We start from the raw sequence: 20488 nt of genomic DNA, 5'->3' as shown, positions 1-20488 counted from the left end.
GAGCGGGAAACGAGGCTCGAACTCGCGACCCCAACCTTGGCAAGGTTGTGCTCTACCACTGAGCTATTCCCGCAAAAAAACTTATCACTCACTGCTTTTACCGTTAGACTATGTTGCAATCAATTTAAGATTGGCGTCCCATAGGGGGTTCGAACCCCTGTTACCGCCGTGAAAGGGCGGTGTCCTAGGCCTCTAGACGAATGGGACTAAAACATAATCTTGCTGTGTGAGCGGGTGCGTATATTACTGTTACTAATCTTAAAATCAACAGTTTTTTTCATTAATTTAAGCGACTTAGAGAAAAACCTCTTTAAAAATCAATATTAACGGAGCTCTTATGCGAAACAAATCCCTCATTCTCGCCCTATCCATCTCGACGCTACTTTTAGCAGGTTGCTCAACAACACACTATATTAGCGTCGAACCCAAAGCAGCCATTGAAAATATCAACCTAACAAATGAACGAGTCATTAAGGTTTCTACTAACACCAAACTTACCAACAACATTGGCTCAATTAAGACGGGATTGAATGAACGCGCTGACATCTATACAACCAACGACATAAAGGAAAGCGTTAAAGAAAGTATTATCACCGGCTTACGTCAACTCGGGTTTACACCAGACCAAGGCGTTTTGCCTGCAGCCGATTTACAAATCCATATCACTAAAATGAGCTACACAACCAAAGTTGACACTCTTAAAACCGTTGCAACAATGGATTTTGAACTTAATGTCGTATTAGCCGCTAAAGGCCAAACCTACAAAGCCAACTTCGGCTCTCAGAAAGTTCGTGAATATGGCACCATGCCTTATCAATCTAGCATCCAGGAAGATATGAATGAACTTGCGAGTCAAACCGTTACTCGTTTATTGGCCGATCCGAACATTATTAGCCTATTAAAATAAATAAAAAAAGGGCAAGTCAATCGACTTGCCCTATTCTATTCCAAGTACCAGTAGCCAACATCAATACGTCATTCCTTATCTTTAAAAGACAAAGAAGCGGAATTAACACAATAACGTAATCCAGTCGGCTGCGGACCATCTTCAAAAACATGCCCTAAGTGTGCATCACACTGACGACAAATAATCTCAGTACGCTGCATCATCCAAGAAACATCTGTCTTTTCTTCAATGTTCGACATATTAGCATCATAAAAACTTGGCCAACCGGACCCAGAGTCGTACTTGGTATCTGAATGAAACAAAAGCGCACCACAACAGCGACAATGATACTCACCTGGCTCATAAAATTTTTCGTATTTTCCAGTAAAAGCTCTTTCTGTGCCTTTTTTACGAACAATATTAAATACATCTTCTGGCAACTCTTGCAGCCACTCATCTTCCGATTTCACAATTTTTTCCTCGTTAACTGACTCAGCCATCTTGAATGCTCCCAAGTTAGGTGTAAAGTTACTGATTTCGCCCAGCTTTATATAAGGACAAATTGGTGCAAATTCGTAAATCAAACAAACTCGCCAACATCTGTTATGAAATCCGTGGACCCGTTCTTAAAGAAGCCATGCGCATGGAAGAAGAAGGTCAACGTATTCTAAAACTTAACATTGGCAATCCCGCGCCATTTGGCTTTGAAGCTCCGGATGAGATTTTAGTCGACGTCATCCGCAACCTACCCACATCACAGGGCTACTGTGAATCCAAAGGGCTTTTTTCCGCCCGTAAAGCCGTCATGCAAAAATACCAAGCTATGGGCATTAAGTCCGCTGACGTCAATCACGTATGGATGGGTAACGGCGTCAGTGAGTTAATTGTGATGGCCATGCAAGCCCTGCTTAATGACGGCGATGAAATTTTAATTCCTGCACCGGACTATCCACTTTGGACAGCTGCCGCGACCCTGTCCGGCGGCTATGTTAGACACTATATGTGCGATCCAGGTTCCGGTTGGCAACCTGATATTAATGATATACGTGCGAAAATCTCAAATAAGACCAAAGCCATTGTCATTATTAACCCGAACAATCCTACAGGGGCAGTGTATGAAAAAAGTCTGATACAGGCTATTGTCGATTTAGCGGATGAACATAATTTACTTATTTTCTCCGATGAAATTTATGACAAGATCCTTTATGACGAGGCACAACACATACCCACAGCCACATTAACAGAAGGTCGCATTCCTTGTGTCACCTTTGGCGGCTTATCAAAAGTATATCGAACCGCAGGCTTTCGTTCAGGCTGGATGACCATTACTGGTGATCGCAGCAAAATTTCTGATTACATTGATGGTTTAGACATCCTCAGTTCTATGCGACTCTGTGCTAACGTGCCAGCACAACATGCGGTCCAAACCGCTCTTGGTGGCTATCAGAGCATCAATGAGCTGATTATTCCGGGCGGCCGATTATATGAACAACGTAAGGTGGCCTTTGAGGTGCTAGATTCAATCCCAGGCGTCAATTGCCACAAACCTCAAGGGGCAATGTATCTGTTCCCACAGCTAGACCCTAAGGTCTACCAGATACAAAACGACATGGATTTAGTTCTGCAGTTTTTGCAAGAAGAAAAAGTACTCATCGTTCAAGGCACAGGCTTTAATTGGCCAACGCCAGATCACGTACGTTTTGTCTTCCTACCTCATATAGAAGAACTCACTCCAGCAATGGAACGATTCGCTGCCTTCTTGCATAGATTGAGACGCTAAAATCCTTAATCTGACATCTTGAAATAATCCATTAAAACCCTACTATGCTTCTTACCAGTCTTTCTAGGAGCATAGTAAAATGCGTATCATTCTTTTCCTTTTAACCAACCTTGCTGTCATGGTCGTGGCAGGCATAGTGTTGAGCTTATTAGGTGTTAATGGCTATATGACCAGCAATGGTCTGAATTTTAGCAATTTGCTGATTTTCTGCGCCGTTTTCGGTTTTGCCGGAAGTCTTATCTCGTTGCTTTTGTCTAAATTCATGGCGAAGCGTGGATCCGGTGCAGTGGTTATCGAACAACCAGGTAACCATAAAGAAGCTTGGCTGTTAGATACCGTCAAGGAGCTGTCTGATAACGCCGGCATCCGCATGCCTGAAGTCGCCATCTTCCCCTCTCACGATGCCAATGCTTTCGCAACAGGTTGGAATAAAAACGATGCTTTAGTAGCAGTTTCCAGCGGCATGCTAGAGCGCTTTCCACCAGATGAAATTAAAGCGGTATTAGGGCATGAGATTGGCCACGTAGCAAACGGCGACATGGTCACCCTTTCTCTAATACAGGGTGTGGTTAACACCTTTGTCATGTTCTTTGCCCGCATTGCCGCTTACGCAGTAGATCAGTTTCTTCGCAAAGACGACAATGAAGGGTCGGTTGGTTGGGGGTACTACATCGCAACGTTCGTTTTTGAGATTTTATTTGGCATCTTGGCTTCCATGATCGTAATGTGGTTTTCACGTTTTCGTGAGTTCCGCGCCGATGAAGCTGGAGCAAAACTTGCTGGCAAAGGCGCCATGATCGCAGCCTTAGCGCGTTTACAGCAGGAGCACGAAGAAACTCACATGCCAGACTCTATGATGGCCTTCGGCATCCGCCAAGGCAAAAGACCGACGCTAGGTGAACTGTTTTCAAGCCACCCGCCAATTCGAGATCGAATTGATGCATTGCAAAAACTTTAACCGACATAGCACAAAGACAAAAATGCCAGCAAAATTGCTGGCATTTTTTTGTAATACTGATGGGCCACTTATGGTCATTATTTTTTCTTTAACGTATCCAATATAAAGGCCATAAGCGGAATACCATTTTCCTTAGAAAGGTTCACAAATCGGACCCCATAGACGTAAAAATATTCCACCCCCATTCGGGTAAGAAATTCATTGTCAATCATGCTCGCTTGAACCTGCTCCAACATCTGAATCTCTTGTGAACGAATTTCACAATCCAATTTCAACAGTTGAGAATAAGGACCGACTTTCACGTTGCATGCCATTTTCATGGTCTGACTGACAGCGCCGAAATCCTCTTTTGAAATCAGCTTGGCACCACCATAACTTAAATCAGTAATAATGGCAGAAGAAGCGTCAGGAATAGAAGTATCGCTATCGTCCCCTTCAACATTACTAATCAGCCTCGTTTCAACCCGCACGGCTTGTCGCACTTCGGACGCTTCGACATAGCTTGGATAAGCAATATGCAGATGAGCGGCCGGCTCCAGAAAACTTTTTGCGACCTTACTGGAAAACGCACACACATGAGTACTTAACATTAATCGTACATTAACAACCTGACTATCACGAACCAGAATATTTTTACCATTTAATTTTGGACAAGATAGAATCAAAGAAACGCCTGGGAGATTCCCCAACACTTTCACCATATGACGACCTGGCGGTGAAATAAATTCTAATTGCACACTCGTACCAATGGGCACGTCAAGGTCGCCTAAATCAACCTGCATTACTCCAGCCATGCTTTACCTTAGTATTTTTTATGATTGATTGAAGCCAACTGCTGTCAAACTAGCCTGCTCAGAATTATGTTTCACCTGACAAGTATTAAATTCATCACGTTCTACGTAGTTTTTTCTAAGCCAATCAAATATGTTCTCTTTTGTATTTTGTCGATATTGATACCTTAAACGAGCATCATCTCTAGCCACATCATAAAGGGCATGCATGCTTCTCGCCAGCATTTCTTCTTTACAAACACCGTCATACAATTGAATTGATGTAATGTTTCCTGCACTGATAGCGTCTTTATAGGCAAGTTTTGTTGGTTGCTGTAGAAATTCACACAATGCTTGATAAACCATCCAGCTACCCTTCTCACGCCCCTGTTTACTGTACCCCGCTATGTGTGGCGTGGCGACATCGACAATCGACAATAAAGATGGATTGATACTCGGCTCACCATCCCAGACATCCATAACCAGATGCAACTGACCTTTTAATTCATGATATCGCGCTATCAGAGCCGATTCGTTTATTACACCGCCTCGACCAGCCGAAATAATAATACTGTCGGCCGCCAGCTGTTGAAGCTCTGCCGCACTGATCATATCAACCGTTGGATATTCCCCAGTTTTCGTCAATGGAGCGTGCAGAGAAACAACTTGACAAGACAAGACATCCGTTAAAGAAACAAAATTGGCTGCTTCATGATCCTCACGCTGCTTTAATGGATCATAAACACAAACATCACAACCTAGCGCTTTAAATCTTTGATAGACGGTTTTACCCACATTGCCAAAGCCAATTATGCCAATTTTCCGGTCTAGCCATTTCACACCCTTAGTAAGGTATAAATGACTTAAGCCACTGAAGACGTAATCGGCCACAGCCTGAGCATTGCATCCAGGCGCACTAGAAAATTGAATGCCTTTTCGCACAAGATAATCTAAATCAATATGATCAACACCAATTGTCGCGCTACCCACGAAGCGAATTCCACTTCCTTCTAGCAAGGCTTTATTTACCTTAGTAACAGACCTCACCAGTAAAATATCTGCCTGCTTAACTTGCTCATGAGTTAAGTTACGGCCATTTACTAAAGTCACTTCACCTAAATGTGAAAATAATGCTTCCACCTTAGGCATGTTCTCATCTGCAATAATCTTCATATGTTTGCTTTAAAAACTCACTCAAATCTTGATTAGGATGGCGTTGTGCTAGTAAATAGCGCAAAAACAACAAAGCCCTTTCAGGCAAGTTTCCTTCATTTATATAGCAATCAACTTGACGCATAACGGCTTGCTCGAAGGGCAAAAAATCGTATTCAGGTAAGGCTAAATTGTCCACACTGACCCGAAAATCCAATCCAGCCGCCCAATGCAAAAGACATTCGATTGCCTGAGGTTTGACCTCTACCTGTTCAAATTGTTTTTGCGTCGTTAGATTACGGGCGTCAGATTCATACCAATAACCATAATCTTCTAGACGACGACGCTCAGCGCCTGCAATACACCAATGACTGATCTCATGTAAGGCGCTTGATACGTAATCCAGACGGAATAAAATTTTTGCAGGCTCATTCGAGGTCGCCGGAAGATACAAGGGTTCATCGGCATAACCAATCAAACGGGTATTAAAAGACGATAAAAAGCAGGCATCAAAGGCTGCAACAAGTTGAGTAACACTTGCCAATACAGACTCTCCAAAAAATCAGAATTATCACACAACAAATAAAAATGCGCCATGTAAAGACACCCTCTACATGACGCATCACCAGATTATAAACCTGATTACGGGGAAACGAATTTAACCACGATAGTATCGAGATGGCACAAAAGGCATGCTTGCTTGCGTTAAAGCCACTTGCTTACCGCGCATCTCTGCAAAAACAGCGTCACCTGAATCAAGAACCGAAGTTGAAACATAAGCCATTAGAATGGGCTGAGACAAACTTGGAGAAAAGCCACCACTGGTAACCTGACCTACTTTACTACCATCTGCTGTCACCAGTTCAACCCCTTCACGTACAGGCGCTCTACCATCTACAAGATAACCAACTCGTTTTTTCGCTGGCTTTTGTTCAAACTGAGGCAGAATGATATCCGCACCAACAAATTGCCCTGCACGCTCCCCGCCTGAACGGCGAACTTTTTGAATTGCCCAGTTTAAAGACGCTTCAACAGGAGTGGTATTGGTATCAAGATCATGACCATATAAACATAAGCCCGCTTCCAGTCTAAGAGAATCACGCGCCCCAAGACCAATCCATTCGACTTCATTCTGAGACAGCAAAGCTTGCGCAAATTCTGCAGCATGCTCGTTAGGAACCGAAATTTCGTAGCCATCTTCTCCTGTGTAGCCAGAACAACTCACCCAAAGCTCGACCCCTTGCCAAGTAAATACCAAGCTCTGCATAAAGGTCATTTGAGCCGCGTCCGGCACAAGGCGAGAAAATACATCACGGGCTTTAGGACCTTGAATAGCCAACAAGGCACGATCTTCAACCACTTCCACCTCTGATGTGGTTAATTGGCTTTTTAGGTAAGCAATGTCCTGCTCTTTACAAGCCGCATTTACCACCATAAATACCTTGTCACCCCAATTAGCAAACATTAGATCATCAGCAATCCCACCTTGTTGAGTAGTAAACATGCCATATCTCTGCATACCTTCTGCCAAGCCAAGTACGTCAACAGGTAAGATTGTCTCAAGCTCAGATTTAACATTCGCACCTTTTAAAATAACCTGCCCCATATGGGATACATCAAATAACCCTGCCTGCTCTCGTGTCCACAAATGTTCTTTTTTTACACCTAGTGGATACTGCACAGGCATCTCGTAACCTGCGAACTCAACCATTCTGGCATCACTAGCAATATGCTGTTCATATAAGGCAGTACGTTTCATTTTATTACCTGCAAGATTCTTGTTTGAGAAAGTTTCCAATTGGAAACAGGTTACCCAAAAGGCAGCGGTGTTGACAAGTGCCATTCAGCTTTTATTTAAACCAACCACCATATTACAGCGTACAAGATAGATAACAAATCAGACCATTCGGTCAAATAGAATGATCAAACATTTTTTTGGTGTAAGTAAGTTTTTCATGTTTCCAATTGGAAACTTTTTGATTATGATAAGCAAAAATTGACGTGAACAGGACAATGACTGACGCTCTAAGAAAGATGATCTTTTTTCATCACCTTAGACTGCCAAAGTGTTATTATAGCGAAGACTCATTGTCTTATGGGCATACATGTTTATTTAAGAGGAAATTTCCCCATGGCCAACACCGAAGCCTTTTTCAGCCAAACTCTCGCCGAGCGAGATCCTGAGCTTTATGCAACGATTACAGAAGAGCAAGAACGCCAAGAAACTGGCATTGAGTTAATTGCCTCTGAAAACATCACTTCAAAAGCCGTACTTGAAGCGCAAGGTTCTGTGCTGACAAACAAATACGCGGAAGGTTACCCAAACCGTCGCTATTACGGTGGCTGTGAAGCGGTTGACGTGACTGAGCAATTGGCTATTGACCGTGCCAAGCAATTGTTTAACTGTGAATTTGCCAATGTTCAGCCTCACTCAGGAGCACAAGCAAACGGCGCAGTTATGCTAGCACTATTACAACCAGGCGACACCATTCTTGGTATGTCACTTGATGCAGGCGGTCACTTAACACACGGTGCGCCACCAGCTCAATCTGGTAAATGGTTTAATGCGGTTCAATATCAAGTCAACCCTGATACGCTATTAATTGACTACGATGCTATCGAAGCACAAGCATTAGAATGCAAACCTAAAATGATCATCGCTGGTGGTTCCGCGATTCCTCGCGTTATCGATTTCAAACGTTTTCGTGAAATTGCTGACAAGGTTGGTGCTTACTTATTTGTCGACATGGCTCACATCGCTGGTCTTGTTGCCACAGGTGCTCACCCTTCACCACTACCACACGCTCACGTTGTGACAACAACGACTCACAAAACATTGCGCGGCCCTCGTGGCGGCATGATTTTGTCTAACGACTTGGATTTGGGCAAAAAAATCAACTCTGCTGTATTCCCAGGTTACCAAGGTGGTCCACTAATGCACGTGATTGCCGGTAAAGCCGTGGCATTCGGTGAAGCATTGAAACCTGAGTTCAAAACTTACATTGATCAAGTGGTTACTAACGCCAAGGTTTTGGCTGAAGTGATGATTGAACGTGGTTGTGATGTGGTCACTGGTGGTACCGATAACCACCTAATGCTGGTTGACCTACGTCCGAAAGGCATCAAAGGTAATATGGCCGATAAAGCACTTGAACGTGCTGGTATCACTTGTAACAAAAATGGCATTCCATTTGACACTGAGAAGCCAATGATCACATCGGGTATCCGTATTGGTACACCTGCTGCGACTTCTCGTGGATTTGGTGAAGAAGAATTCCGCAAAGTGGGTCACCTAATCAGTGATGTTCTTGATGGCCTAGTGGCAATGCCAGAAGGCAATCCTGAAGTAGAAGCTCGCGTACTTGCAGAAGTGAAAGAACTTTGCAAACGCTTCCCACTTTACCGCTAATCAACATACCCAAGGGGACTTCCTCTTGGGTATTTTTTTAAGAGGCAAACAACAGATGAGCACTATCCCAGAAAATTTAAAATACGCCGATTCACATGAGTGGGTTCTAGACAATGGTGATGGCACTGTCACAGTTGGTATTACGGATCATGCACAAGACTTGCTTGGCGATGTTGTTTACGTCGAATTACCTGAAGTAGGTGCAGCCACAATGGCTTCAGAGCAATTTTCACTAGTTGAATCGGTAAAAGCGGCATCGGATATTTACGCCCCAGTCAATGGTGAAATCGTTGAAGTCAATGAAGCTCTAGAAGATGCGCCTGAGCTAATCAACGAAGAGCCTTATGAAGGCGCTTGGATTGCTAAAATCAAACTTAGTGACCCAACTGATCTTGATAAATTACTCAATGCATCAGGCTACGCTGACTCTATTGAGTAATTAGACTCACATTCGAACTGCCCTGCTCTTTCATCACCATGAAAGAGCATATTCTCTCTTCTCTTCTTTTAATAGGTGATTGAACTATGACATCGTGCATCCGCGATTTGTTGAACAACGACGAATTCATCGCTCGCCATATCGGACCAGATAGCCAAGAACAAGCTAAAATGCTGACCACCATTGGCGCAAGCGATCTCGATGAATTGATTGAAAAAACGGTTCCTGAGGCCATTCGCCAAGCAAACTTAGACTTAAGTGCTCAAGCAGTCAGCGAAAACGATGCCTTAGTCGAACTTAAAGCCATTGCACAACAAAACAAAGTCGCACGTTCTTTTATAGGCATGGGTTATCACGATACGTTTGTGCCATCACCTATTTTACGAAACCTATTAGAAAACCCAGGTTGGTATACCGCTTACACACCTTACCAGCCTGAGATATCACAAGGTCGTCTGGAAGCACTACTAAACTTCCAGCAAGTTATTATTGACCTAACAGGGATGGAGATCTCCAACGCATCATTGTTGGACGAAGCGACCGCTGCCGCGGAAGCCATGACGCTAATGAAGCGCTCTAACCGAAAGAAAAGCAATTTACTCTTTGTGGCCGATCATTGTTTGCCACAGACCATTGATGTGGTGAAAACTCGTGCTGAATTACTCGGTATTGACGTGGTGGTGGATGAGCTAGAAAAACTGAATGATCACGATGTCTTCGGCGCCATCGTTCAGTATCCAGGCATCGATGGTAAAGTAAACGACTTGGCCCCTTTCATTGCGGCCGCTCACGAACAAAAAGCCCTCGTCAGTGTGGCCGTCGACCTACTCTCTCTTGTCTTGCTAAAATCCCCAGGCGACATGAGTGCAGACATTGTCTTTGGTAGCGCCCAACGTTTCGGTGTACCAATGGGCTTTGGTGGCCCACACGCAGCCTTCCTTGCGACAAAAGACGCATTTAAGCGCTCCATGCCCGGTCGCGTCATCGGTGTTTCCAAAGACAGCCACGATCAGCCAGCCCTGCGTATGGCGATGCAGACTCGTGAACAACACATTCGTCGCGAGAAAGCCACGTCCAACATTTGTACGGCACAAGCCCTGCTCGCTATGATGGCCAGCTTTTACGCGGTTTATCACGGACCAGACGGTCTTAAGAAAATTGCCTCTCGCGTTGCAGGACTAACACACCTCCTTGCCACTCAATTGCAAGCTAATGGTTTTAGTAGCAATACCAGTCATTTTGACACACTCATTATTGAAACCGGCGATAAAACGCAAGCTATCTATGACAAAGCACAAGCAAAGTTGATGAACTTCTATCGTGCCAGTGACAACAGCTTATCCATCGCCTTAAACGAAACAACCAAACCACAAGATATCGTCGATATCTTAGCGTGTTTTGGCGTGATAACTGATGTTGATAGCATTGCCAACATGGAGATTCGCTTTGGTATTGCTGACAACCTATTACGCCAAGACGAGATTCTGACCCACCCTGTATTCAACAGTCATCACAGCGAAACCGAGCTAATGCGCTACATGCATCAGCTTGAAGTCAAAGATATCGCGCTTAATCAAAGCATGATTCCACTAGGTTCATGCACCATGAAGCTGAACGCCGCTTCTGAAATGATTCCTGTAACTTGGGCCGAATTTGGCCGCATTCACCCATTTGCACCTGACAACCAAGTGACTGGCTATCACGCCTTGCTACAAGAGCTGATTGCCATGCTCTCTAAAGCCACAGGTTATGATACGGTTTCCTTACAACCTAACTCTGGCGCTCAAGGTGAATATGCTGGTTTAGTCGCTATTGACAAGTACCATAAATCACGCGGCGATCATGATCGTGATGTGTGTCTGATCCCGAGTTCGGCCCACGGCACTAATCCCGCTTCGGCCGCTCTTGCCGGAATGAAGGTCGTCATTGTGAAATGCGATGAAAACGGCAACATTGACTTGTCCGACCTGGCGGAAAAAGCAGAAAAATACGCAGATCAACTTAGCTGCATCATGGCCACCTACCCTTCTACTCACGGCGTGTTTGAAGAGCACATTCGTGAAGTATGCGACACAGTACACAAATACGGCGGTCAAGTTTACATTGATGGCGCTAACCTTAATGCTTTGGTTGGCATTGCCCCTCCAGGCAGCTTTGGAGGCGATGTATCTCACCTAAACTTGCACAAAACTTTCTGTATACCACACGGTGGTGGTGGCCCAGGCATGGGACCAATTGGTGTGAAATCACACCTTGCACCTTTCTTACCAGGTCACACTATTAGCCCTGTTCTGGACATGGAAGAACAACATGGCGCTGTATCTGCCGCCCCTTACGGCAGTGCCAGCATTCTTGTAATTACATGGATGTACATCAAAATGATGGGCGATCAAGGCTTAAAAGATGCGACCTATAACGCCATCTTGAACGCCAACTATGTGGCCAAACGTCTTGGTGAGCACTACCCTGTACTTTATACAGGCAAAAACAATACAGTTGCTCACGAATGCATCATCGACATACGTCCGTTAAAAGCAGAATCTGGCATTTCAGAAGAAGACATTGCTAAACGCCTGATGGACTTTGGTTTCCATGCGCCTACCATGTCTTTCCCTGTGGCTGGCACCTTGATGATTGAGCCAACAGAATCCGAAAACCTTGAAGAACTGGATCGTTTTTGTGACGCTATGATTCAAATTCGCAAAGAAATTAGTAGGGTTCAAGCTGGCGAATGGAACTTAGAGGACAACCCACTTGTTAACGCCCCACATACAGCGGCAAGCTTGTTAGCAGCGGATTGGAGCCATGGTTACACTCGCGAAGAAGCAGCCTATCCATTGGCTTGGATTAAAGCTCGAAAGTATTGGCCGCCAGTGGGCCGAATTGACAATGTTTACGGTGACCGCAACTTGTTCTGCGAGTGTCCACCGATTGAAAGCTACGAAGGCTAATTCTGCGATTAAAACAAACCTTTGTCTCTAAATAGAGACACCATAAAGCGAAACTAACAATTTATTAGTTTCGCTTTTTTATTGGCTATTTTCTACTTCCCGCCAAAGTGCCCCGCCAAGCCTCTGAAAGTAAACTGTAAAAGCCTGATTAATGCACTCCCTTTGCCGTCCCTGCGGATACAAACCACGGCTTGCTTCTGTCGAATATCGCGTCCCTCTGACCAAAAAATCATTACTAGGGCACATATCCTCGACAAACGCTTCAAATGATCGAGCACACAGTTCTTCAGGCTTCGCATAATATAAAATATTATATTCTTGATCCGCTTGCTTAGATGCACGAAACAACTCACTAGGCTCATCCCCAGCCGAATTCAACACAATGACTTTAAAGCAGTCAATTAAAGCCAGATTCAAAGGATGGTTAGTAACCTGTGTCACATCAGACAAATTCAACCACTGTCTAGACGCAAAACTCAGAGCTGGTGAATGAGGGTACAGTTTTTCTGCGACATAGTGATCAAAGGCATGAAACCATTCGTGTGCGAGACTACCAGCACCCGCATTTTTTGCTAAGGCAAGCTGCCTGGTCGCTGGAGTGTAATGTGCTGCTACGCCAGGTTGCCCACCTTTACCATATTGCAATCCTAGCGTACCACGTAATGAAATTAAGGTTTCTGGTCCCTGCAAGACGGCCATTAGATCCAACAAAGCCTGATAAAAGTTGATCGCTGCACGATCTCGTTCGTGGGGGGTAACCCAACGACCCATTTCAATCCCGCGGAAATCAAATTGACGCCGGATTGAGACAAAAGAGATTTCAGTTTCAGAAGGATGGGACATTGGCATTTAAGCTTCTTGTGATTGGTTTTATGCCTTATGTAAATATAGACGCTTAACTTGTTCTAGTTTGGCTTGCTTAACCTGTTTACAAGCTAACAACTCACATTGCACATGAGCACCTACCGCTGCAATCGCTTGCTCGTCTTGACTCAGTTTTACAATTTGCTCATCTTGCCAGTCAAGCAAACGATCAACTTCATCCTGATATGCCTCTTCAATCCTAGTTAACGCAATTTGTTGTTCAAGATTCCTCGGCAAGCCTTGCGACTCCAGCTGTCTACCAACATAATTGAATGTTTGCTGCCACAATAGTGATGGCAACTCATCATCTTGTTTCTTTCTATCATTTCGACTATTTGAAGTGGAACTGGCTCTAACATCAGAAATAGATTGAACGTATGCGTTAGTATTTTCTGCGGTGCCAGTGAAACCAATTGGCGAAATCACCACCAAGCAGGTGGCGGTAAACGACCTTAAATATTTTAATGTAGACATCAACATCATTAGGAGCTCATTACATTAACAGTACAATCATTAAGCCTGAGCCAATGAATAGCGACAAGACTCATTCATACAAATGCACAATTGAATCTCATCTGTAAATCTCATGATCAATATAGACCATTTAACAAGAATAAAAAGCACTAGTTAAGGTAGGATAAAATAACAAGTTCGTGACAACCTGTGTCACGAACTTACTCTAGGCAGAATGAAAGCCAATAAGATTAATAGAGCGCCTTTAGAGTATGACTCATTAAAGATTGCCACTCATCCTCTAGAGGGGCTTCAAAGACTTTTTTCTCGCCATTAAGCTCTATAACCAAGCGCGTGGCATGCAAACACAAACGTTTAAAACCTAATGTTTTACTGGCCTTCAAATCTTCCGCTGGCGAATATTTATCGTCTCCCACAATAGGATAACCAGCATGCAAAGTATGTACGCGAATTTGATGAGTTCGACCCGTAACAGGTTCGCACTCAATCAGACTATAACCTTCAAACTGCCTGACCAATTTGAACAAAGTTAAACTTTCTTTGCCATCTGTGTGAACTTTTACCACTCGCTCACCGGATTTAAGCTCATTTTTTAACAAAGGCGCATTCACCTGTTGCTTACGTTTTGGCCAACCACCATAGACCAACGCCAAATACGTTTTTTGTACGCCTTCTTTTTCTCGTAGTGCGGTATGTAGCTCTTTTAAAACCGATCGCTTTTTGGCAATCATAATTAAACCAGAGGTATCTCGATCTAAACGATGAACAAGCTCGATAAACTTTTCTTGAGGACGCATTTGACGCACCACTTCCACCAAACCAAAGCTCAACCCACTGCCACCATGCACGGCCAATCCAGATGGCTTATTAACCACTAACAAGCCTTTATCCTCATACACAATTCGAGATTCGATCTCATTTTTTAGCTTATCGGATAGATCTGGCTTTTTAGACTCTGGTGCAATCACGATTGGCGCAATACGAACCACATCATCCGACTGCAATCGATAATCTGGCTTGGTTCGCTTTTTATTAACACGAATTTCACCTTTTCTTAGCAGGTTGTAAATTTTCCCCTTAGGCACCCCCTTCAAAAAAGTGACAAGGAAGTTATCAATCCTTTGGTCGTGATTGTTTTCATCTATCGTCACATAGCGTACGGCGGGGCGAGGGGCTAAATTGGGGTCTGTTTCAGACATATGCAAAGATTGGTTTCCTTTATAATTGAAGCACTTAGTTTTTACTGTTATATTCAATATCGCAAAGGGTAAGAGGCAACAAAACGCCTCGAAGATAAGAAGCAAGAATTGAATGATACTGCCAGAGCGACACTTTGGTCCCTATCTTACCTCTGTAACAGTTAATCTTAAATATTAAACCGCATGATTCGGAAAAAACCGCATCAGTGGAAGGAATTTCATTAAATTGCTCAACCGCGCGTTCGCGATGTTTGACAAAAAGGCAAAGAAACGAGACCAGTTAAAGAGACTATTTAGTAATAATCGAGGCAGCGACCGCTACACGCGTTTAGTTAGAAATAAATGAATCCTGTATTCATCTCGCCAGACAAAAACTGAATGATTTGCTCTATAATTTTGAGTCAGATTGATTAATGGTTGCCCTGACACTGCTGTGGCGTTTTCGTATCCGCTAACAGAGTTCACACATAAAATGATTAGAATGTTAATAAATGCAACTCAACAAGAAGAGTTGCGCGTTGCACTAGTAGACGGTCAACGTCTGTATGATCTAGATATCGAATCTGGCTCTCGCGAGCAGAAAAAATCCAACATTTATAAAGGTAAAATCACTCGGGTAGAACCGAGTCTTGAAGCCGCATTTGTTGATTTTGGCGCAGATCGTCACGGATTCCTTCCTCTCAAAGAAATATCTAAAACTTACTTCTCCAAAAAAGCCAACCATGACGGCCGCATCAACATCAAAGATGTGATCAGCGAAGGTCAAGAAGTCATCGTTCAAGTTGACAAAGAAGAGCGAGGCAACAAAGGTGCCGCTCTGACCACTTTCGTCAGTTTAGCCGGTCGTTACCTTGTATTGATGCCGAACAATCCACGTGCTGGCGGTATTTCTCGTCGTATTGATGGTGATGATCGCTCACAATTGAAAGAAGCCATGTCTGGCCTGAAAACACCCGAAAATGGCGGCTTAATTGTCCGTACTGCAGGGGTTGGTCGTTCAACAGAAGAACTTCAGTGGGATTTAGACTACCTAGAAACCCTATGGAGCTCTATCACCAAAGCAGCAACAGAGAAACCAGCTCCTTTTCTAATTTACCAGGAAAGTAACATTGTTATTCGGGCGATTCGTGACTACTTGCGTGAAGACATTGGCGAAGTATTGATTGACGAAAAACAAGCTTACCAAGATGCTATTAATTTTGTGATGCAGGTTATGCCTCACTTTAAATCTCGAATTAAGCTTTATACTGATTCTACACCGTTATTCAATCGCTTCCAGATTGAAACTCAAATTGAAACCGCCTTCCAGCGTGAAGTACGCTTGCCTTCTGGCGGATCTATTGTGATTGATCCTACCGAAGCTTTGGTGTCCATTGATATCAACTCGGCACGAGCAACCAAAGGTGGCGACATTGAAGAAACCGCCCTTCAGACCAACCTAGAGGCGGCTGATGAAATTGCTCGCCAACTAAGACTTCGTGATATTGGCGGTTTGGTTGTCATCGACTTCATCGATATGACACCAGTGCGAAACCAAAAAGAAGTAGAAAATCGCATGAAATCGGCGCTTGAAGCTGACCGAGCTCGAGTTCAGCTTGGTCGCATTTCACGCTTCGGCCTGCTGGAGATGTCTCGTCAACGCTTACGCCCATCTTTGGGTGAGACCAGCGGCATTGTTTGCCCACGCTGTAACGGCCAAGGCTTCATTCGTGATGTTGAATCACTTGCCTTGTCTGTACTTCGTCTAATCGAAGAAGAGTGCGCAAAAGAGCGTACAGCACAAATTCGCGCTGTGTTGCCTGTCTCCGTTGCTACTTTCCTATTGAACGAGAAACGCACCAACATTGCCAAAATTGAAAAGCGCAATAGTGTTCATATCATCCTTGTGCCAAATCCGCACATGGAAACACCGCACTTTGAAGTTGAACGAATCCGTGATGACAACTCAGTCGTATCACAGAACGACACAAGCTACACGCTAGTAGAGACACCTGAGCAGCCTCCATACGAGCCACGTCAGGCAAATGAAGTCGTTCGTCAACAAGCGGCTGTTACCAGCATTGCGCCAAAGGCTCCTGCACCGGCACACACTAATGCTCCAGTAAAAAGTAAGCCGAGCAAAGTGAGCAAGCCTAGCCTGTTGAGTCGTATCATTACGGCCCTATTTGGTGAGTCCACGGAACCCAAAAATACAGACAAAAGCAGCAAAAACACCACGAGCAATAAAAATACTCGTAACAACACCAATAAGAATGCACCTAAAAATGCACGACCAAATCGCAACAAGCGCAACGTAAAACACCAAAGCGCTGAACGTGAAGAGTCACAAGAGAAAGCACGCTCAACACGCCAATCTCGTCGTGAGCAAGCTGAAGCTGGTGGTAAAAACAATAACGGTCGTCGTAACAACCGCCCTAACCGTCAAAACGATCAGGACAATAAGACCGAGACACAAGAGCAGGCACCAAAAGCCGCACGTCAGCAGAAAGAAGTGCCTGAAGTTAAAGAGCGCAAACGTGATCGCAATGAAAATCGTCGTCGCAATGGCAAAATCAAAGATGAAGCTGTAGAAAGCGCAAAACTTCAAGAAGCAGAACAAGCTGCAAAAGTAGAATCTGCGGAAAAAGCTGAGGCAGAAAATCAGTCTAATCAGCAGAAAAACCCTGGTGATGAGCCGCAACAACGTCGTTCTCGCCGCTCACGTCGTTCTCGCCGCCCTCAGCGTGAAGAGAACACCACAGAGAATAATGTAGCAGAGACAGAACAATCTGAGACTCAAGCAACTGTCGCTCCAGCTGAGCCAGTAGAAACTTCAACCGAAGTCACTGCTCCGATCAGCGCTGAGGCTGTTGAAGCGGCAACACAAGCACTTGATGAAAACAATGCTGCCACAACGGAAGCTCAAACAGACAAAGAAGCGGAAAGCAACACAACCTCAGATGTAAAAGCAGAAGAAGTCGTGAAACCTAAGCCAAAAATGTCGGTTAAGGCACAAATCAGTAAAGCAGAACAAACTGCTGAGTCGGAAGAGACGTCTGATTTGACTGATTCTGAGACGACAAGCAATAAATCTGAAAAATCTGACGCAATAAGTGCTGAAGTCGCTACTGAAGCTGAAACATCGATAAAAGATGTTGAGCCAGCTGAAACGACTGAGAACACAACGGCGGAGACAAGTGCTGACACATCGTCTCAAGAAGAAGCAACAACCGAGGAAGCGCCTGCAAAACAGACCTCTGAAGCAAGCCGATCAGAAGATTCCAAAGAGCAAAACACGACACCTATTGAAGCCACGAAAACAGAGGCGCCAGTAGCTGAAGAGACGACCACTGAGAATGTTGAACTAGCACCTCAGCAAGAAGCCGTCAGCCCAGCAGAACAGTCTAATGAAGAGACCACCTCAGCCAGTCAAACGCAAAGCACTTCAGTAGACGACACTCAAGTCGACAACGCTGAAACAGAGCAAGCGACAGATAAAAAAGTTCGTGTGCCTCGACGCGGTCGTGGCAAGCCTGTCGCTAAAGCAGCAAGCACTGAAACGACTGCACCGGTTGAACTGCCAGAAGCGATTCTTGCCCAGCAAGAAAAGTTCCGCCAAGAGCAGGAAGAAAAACGCAATGCAGCCTCTTCTCGACGCCGCGCCACATCAGGTCGCGTTAAAAACGACCCTAGACTGGCTCGCGAAGAAGGCCAAGCAGTAGAAGAAAGCGCTGAATCAAATTAGGATTAATTGATTCTTTATTCTTTTACTTAGAGCCCGCTTTTGCGGGCTCTTTTACAGACAAATGTAGACTTTTTCAACGGATTGATTTTGATTAAAAACGGATAGGTAAATTCAATGATTATTGATTTTTCTAGGTTCAAAGATTGGACATTAGTTGGTGACTTATTTGGAGGAGCAACCACTGCGGTTGTTTCACTCCCTCTTGCACTCGCGTTTGGCGTTGCCTCAGGCGCGGGCGCCGAAGCCGGCCTTTGGGGTGCGATTTTAGTTGGGTTATTTGCTGCACTATTTGGCGGCTCCACTAGCCTAATTTCCGAGCCAACAGGCCCTATGACAGTTATCATGACCGCTGTACTAACCAGCATGATGGCAAGCAGCCCTGAAAGTGGTCTAGCGATGGCGTTTACTGTGGTAATGATTGCAGGCGCGTTTCAAATAACCCTAGGCTATTTAAAACTCGGCAAATACATCACACTGATGCCTTATAGTGTTATTTCCGGATTCATGTCTGGTATTGGGGTCATTCTCGTTATTCTACAACTGGCCCCATTCTTAGGGCACCCGTCTCCAGCTGGCGGCGTGGTTGGCACACTTACCGCCCTCCCCAGCCTATTGATGAACCTAAAATTCTCCGAGTTATTTCTTGGGCTCATGACATTGGGCGTGCTGTTTTACGTTCCAAAAAAATGGCGCCGTTATGCGCCTCCCCAACTGATTGCCCTAGTTGCCATCACTCTGATTTCGATCATCCTATTTGATGACTCTGATGTCCGTCGAATCGGCATTATTCCATCGGGACTCCCATCCATTCATTGGCCAACCTTTGAGTTCTCAGTGATTATGGAAATGATCATTAACGGATTGGTGTTGGGAACTCTAGGCTGCATTGACACTCTCTTAACAGCAGTCATTGCAGATAGCTTAACTCGCAAAGAGCACGACTCTAATCGCGAGTTAATAGGCCAAGGCGTGGCTAACTTCGTTTCTGGCTTACTAGGCGGCCTACCAGGCGCTGGTGCAACCATGGGAACAGTAGTGAACATTCAGACAGGGGCAAAATCCCCTCTCGCAGGCATCACTCGCGCCATTATCTTGCTGCTTGTTGTACTCGGTGCGTCACAATTAATTAGCCCAATCCCTATGGCTGTATTGGCCGGGATTGCCCTCTATGTAGGGATCAACATCCTTGACTGGAGTTTCCTGAAGCGAGCCCACAAAGTTGCCTTATCCCCTACCATTATCATGTATGGCGTTATGGCCTTAACTGTCTTCGTTGACCTCATGGTTGCGGTAGGTATTGGGGTGTTTATTGCCAACATCATCACCATCGAGAAACTTAGCTGCCTGCAATCTGGCAATGTGAAAGCGATCAGTGATGCCGACGACGACATTCCACTTACCGAAGACGAAAAGAGCTTGTTAGACAGTGCAAATGGTAAAGTATTGCTATTCTATCTCTCGGGCCCAATGATTTTTGGCGCCAGTAAAGCCATAGCCAAACACCACAATCGAATCCATAACTACAAAGCGGTTGTACTGGATTTAAGTGCGGTACCTATGATGGATTTAACCATTGGCTTAGCTCTGGAGAACGCCATCAAAGACGCCATCGATGTGAATTGTGCCGTATACATTTACAGCCCTAATGGGCAAACCACAGAGCGACTTGAAAAACTTGGCGTTATTAGTCGACTTCCTGATAATGCTTTTTGCGATTCGCGCCTACAAGCACTTGAACATGCCACAAACAGCATAACCTCTGCCTAACCTTTTCATAATCACAACTTTAAAAAGCCTATCGATTATCGTGAACTGACCCCCAATAGTTGGACATTCCAATTACTGGGGGTCTTTTTATGTCCAAATATCACAGAGAATTTAA

General features: G+C 44.6%; 16 protein-coding genes and 2 tRNA genes. 8 read left to right on the top strand and 10 right to left on the bottom strand.

Translation table 11 applies throughout. The features are described 5' to 3' along the window. Window position 1: 1 nt before the first annotated feature. Both ACHUFM_RS02080 and ACHUFM_RS02075 read right to left on the bottom strand, forming a co-directional pair. A tRNA-Gly gene (locus ACHUFM_RS02080) sits at window positions 2–73 on the bottom strand. A gap of 58 nt (window positions 74–131) precedes the next feature. Next, a tRNA-Glu gene (locus ACHUFM_RS02075) sits at window positions 132–207 on the bottom strand. 130 nt (window positions 208–337) lie between these two features. Here ACHUFM_RS02075 and ACHUFM_RS02070 point away from each other — a divergent pair. Beyond that, window positions 338–907 carry a YajG family lipoprotein gene (locus ACHUFM_RS02070; RefSeq protein WP_394179091.1) on the top strand — a complete coding sequence of 190 codons (570 nt, stop codon included), beginning with the start codon at window positions 338–340 and terminating at the stop codon, window positions 905–907. Between the two features lie 68 nt (window positions 908–975). On the opposite strand, the gene msrB is transcribed toward ACHUFM_RS02070, so the two are convergent. Then, complete coding sequence (gene msrB / locus ACHUFM_RS02065) at window positions 976–1386, bottom strand: peptide-methionine (R)-S-oxide reductase MsrB (protein WP_394179089.1); 411 nt, start codon at window positions 1384–1386, stop codon at window positions 976–978. Between the two features lie 65 nt (window positions 1387–1451). Between msrB and ACHUFM_RS02060 the strand changes: the two genes are divergently transcribed. Both ACHUFM_RS02060 and htpX read left to right on the top strand, forming a co-directional pair. Then, window positions 1452–2666: a pyridoxal phosphate-dependent aminotransferase gene (locus ACHUFM_RS02060; RefSeq protein WP_394179087.1), complete on the top strand. Its 1215-nt coding sequence runs from the start codon at window positions 1452–1454 to the stop codon at window positions 2664–2666. Window positions 2667–2745: 79 nt separating this feature from the next. Continuing rightward, window positions 2746–3624: a protease HtpX gene (gene htpX, locus ACHUFM_RS02055; protein ID WP_394179085.1), complete on the top strand. Its 879-nt coding sequence runs from the start codon at window positions 2746–2748 to the stop codon at window positions 3622–3624. Between the two features lie 77 nt (window positions 3625–3701). Here htpX and ACHUFM_RS02050 read toward each other — a convergent pair whose 3' ends face one another. The 4 genes from ACHUFM_RS02050 to gcvT form a co-directional block, all read right to left on the bottom strand. Continuing rightward, a complete protein-coding gene (locus ACHUFM_RS02050; RefSeq protein WP_394179083.1) occupies window positions 3702–4418 on the bottom strand; it encodes a flagellar brake protein in 717 nt (238 codons plus the stop codon). Window positions 4419–4436: 18 nt separating this feature from the next. After that, window positions 4437–5567, bottom strand: coding sequence for a 4-phosphoerythronate dehydrogenase (locus tag ACHUFM_RS02045; RefSeq protein ID WP_394179081.1), 1131 nt, complete (start codon window positions 5565–5567; stop codon window positions 4437–4439). Further along, window positions 5548–6090 (bottom strand): elongation factor P hydroxylase, encoded by a 543-nt coding sequence (locus tag ACHUFM_RS02040; RefSeq protein WP_394179079.1) that lies wholly within the window; start codon window positions 6088–6090, stop codon window positions 5548–5550. Before ACHUFM_RS02040 ends, ACHUFM_RS02045 begins: the two co-directional genes overlap by 20 nt. A 114-nt stretch (window positions 6091–6204) precedes the next feature. Next, the gene (gene gcvT / locus ACHUFM_RS02035) at window positions 6205–7305 is read right to left on the bottom strand and encodes a glycine cleavage system aminomethyltransferase GcvT (RefSeq protein ID WP_394179078.1); all 1101 of its coding nucleotides are present in this window, start codon (window positions 7303–7305) and stop codon (window positions 6205–6207) included. Window positions 7306–7677: 372 nt separating this feature from the next. Here gcvT and glyA point away from each other — a divergent pair, with 372 nt between their 5' ends. The 3 genes from glyA (at window position 7678) to gcvP (ending at window position 12345) form a co-directional block, all read left to right on the top strand. After that, complete coding sequence (gene glyA, locus ACHUFM_RS02030) at window positions 7678–8955, top strand: serine hydroxymethyltransferase (protein WP_113875639.1); 1278 nt, start codon at window positions 7678–7680, stop codon at window positions 8953–8955. A 55-nt stretch (window positions 8956–9010) separates the two neighbouring features. Further along, window positions 9011–9394, top strand: coding sequence for a glycine cleavage system protein GcvH (gene gcvH / locus ACHUFM_RS02025; protein WP_394179075.1), 384 nt, complete (start codon window positions 9011–9013; stop codon window positions 9392–9394). Window positions 9395–9480: 86 nt separating this feature from the next. Next, the gene (gene gcvP, locus ACHUFM_RS02020) at window positions 9481–12345 is read left to right on the top strand and encodes an aminomethyl-transferring glycine dehydrogenase (protein WP_394179073.1); all 2865 of its coding nucleotides are present in this window, start codon (window positions 9481–9483) and stop codon (window positions 12343–12345) included. Between the two features lie 78 nt (window positions 12346–12423). On the opposite strand, the gene ACHUFM_RS02015 is transcribed toward gcvP, so the two are convergent. The 3 genes from ACHUFM_RS02015 to ACHUFM_RS02005 form a co-directional block, all read right to left on the bottom strand. Beyond that, complete coding sequence (locus ACHUFM_RS02015) at window positions 12424–13188, bottom strand: CLCA_X family protein (RefSeq protein WP_394179770.1); 765 nt, start codon at window positions 13186–13188, stop codon at window positions 12424–12426. A gap of 27 nt (window positions 13189–13215) precedes the next feature. Further along, on the bottom strand, window positions 13216–13692 hold the full coding sequence (locus tag ACHUFM_RS02010; protein ID WP_394179071.1) for a hypothetical protein: 477 nt from the start codon (window positions 13690–13692) through the stop codon (window positions 13216–13218). 221 nt (window positions 13693–13913) lie between these two features. Next, the gene (locus ACHUFM_RS02005) at window positions 13914–14882 is read right to left on the bottom strand and encodes an RluA family pseudouridine synthase (RefSeq protein ID WP_394179069.1); all 969 of its coding nucleotides are present in this window, start codon (window positions 14880–14882) and stop codon (window positions 13914–13916) included. Between the two features lie 472 nt (window positions 14883–15354). Between ACHUFM_RS02005 and rne the strand changes: the two genes are divergently transcribed. Both rne and ACHUFM_RS01995 read left to right on the top strand, forming a co-directional pair. Further along, window positions 15355–18606 (top strand): ribonuclease E, encoded by a 3252-nt coding sequence (gene rne / locus ACHUFM_RS02000; protein WP_394179067.1) that lies wholly within the window; start codon window positions 15355–15357, stop codon window positions 18604–18606. Window positions 18607–18720: 114 nt separating this feature from the next. Then, window positions 18721–20373 carry a SulP family inorganic anion transporter gene (locus ACHUFM_RS01995; RefSeq protein ID WP_394179065.1) on the top strand — a complete coding sequence of 551 codons (1653 nt, stop codon included), beginning with the start codon at window positions 18721–18723 and terminating at the stop codon, window positions 20371–20373. Window positions 20374–20488 lie beyond the last annotated feature (115 nt).

The organism is Marinomonas posidonica (assembly GCF_043643765.1).
In the GTDB taxonomy this organism is placed as follows: Bacteria; Pseudomonadota; Gammaproteobacteria; order Pseudomonadales; family Marinomonadaceae; genus Marinomonas; species Marinomonas posidonica_A.
Note: the sequence above shows the minus strand (reverse complement) of the source record. Positions and strands in the feature narration are given on the sequence as shown.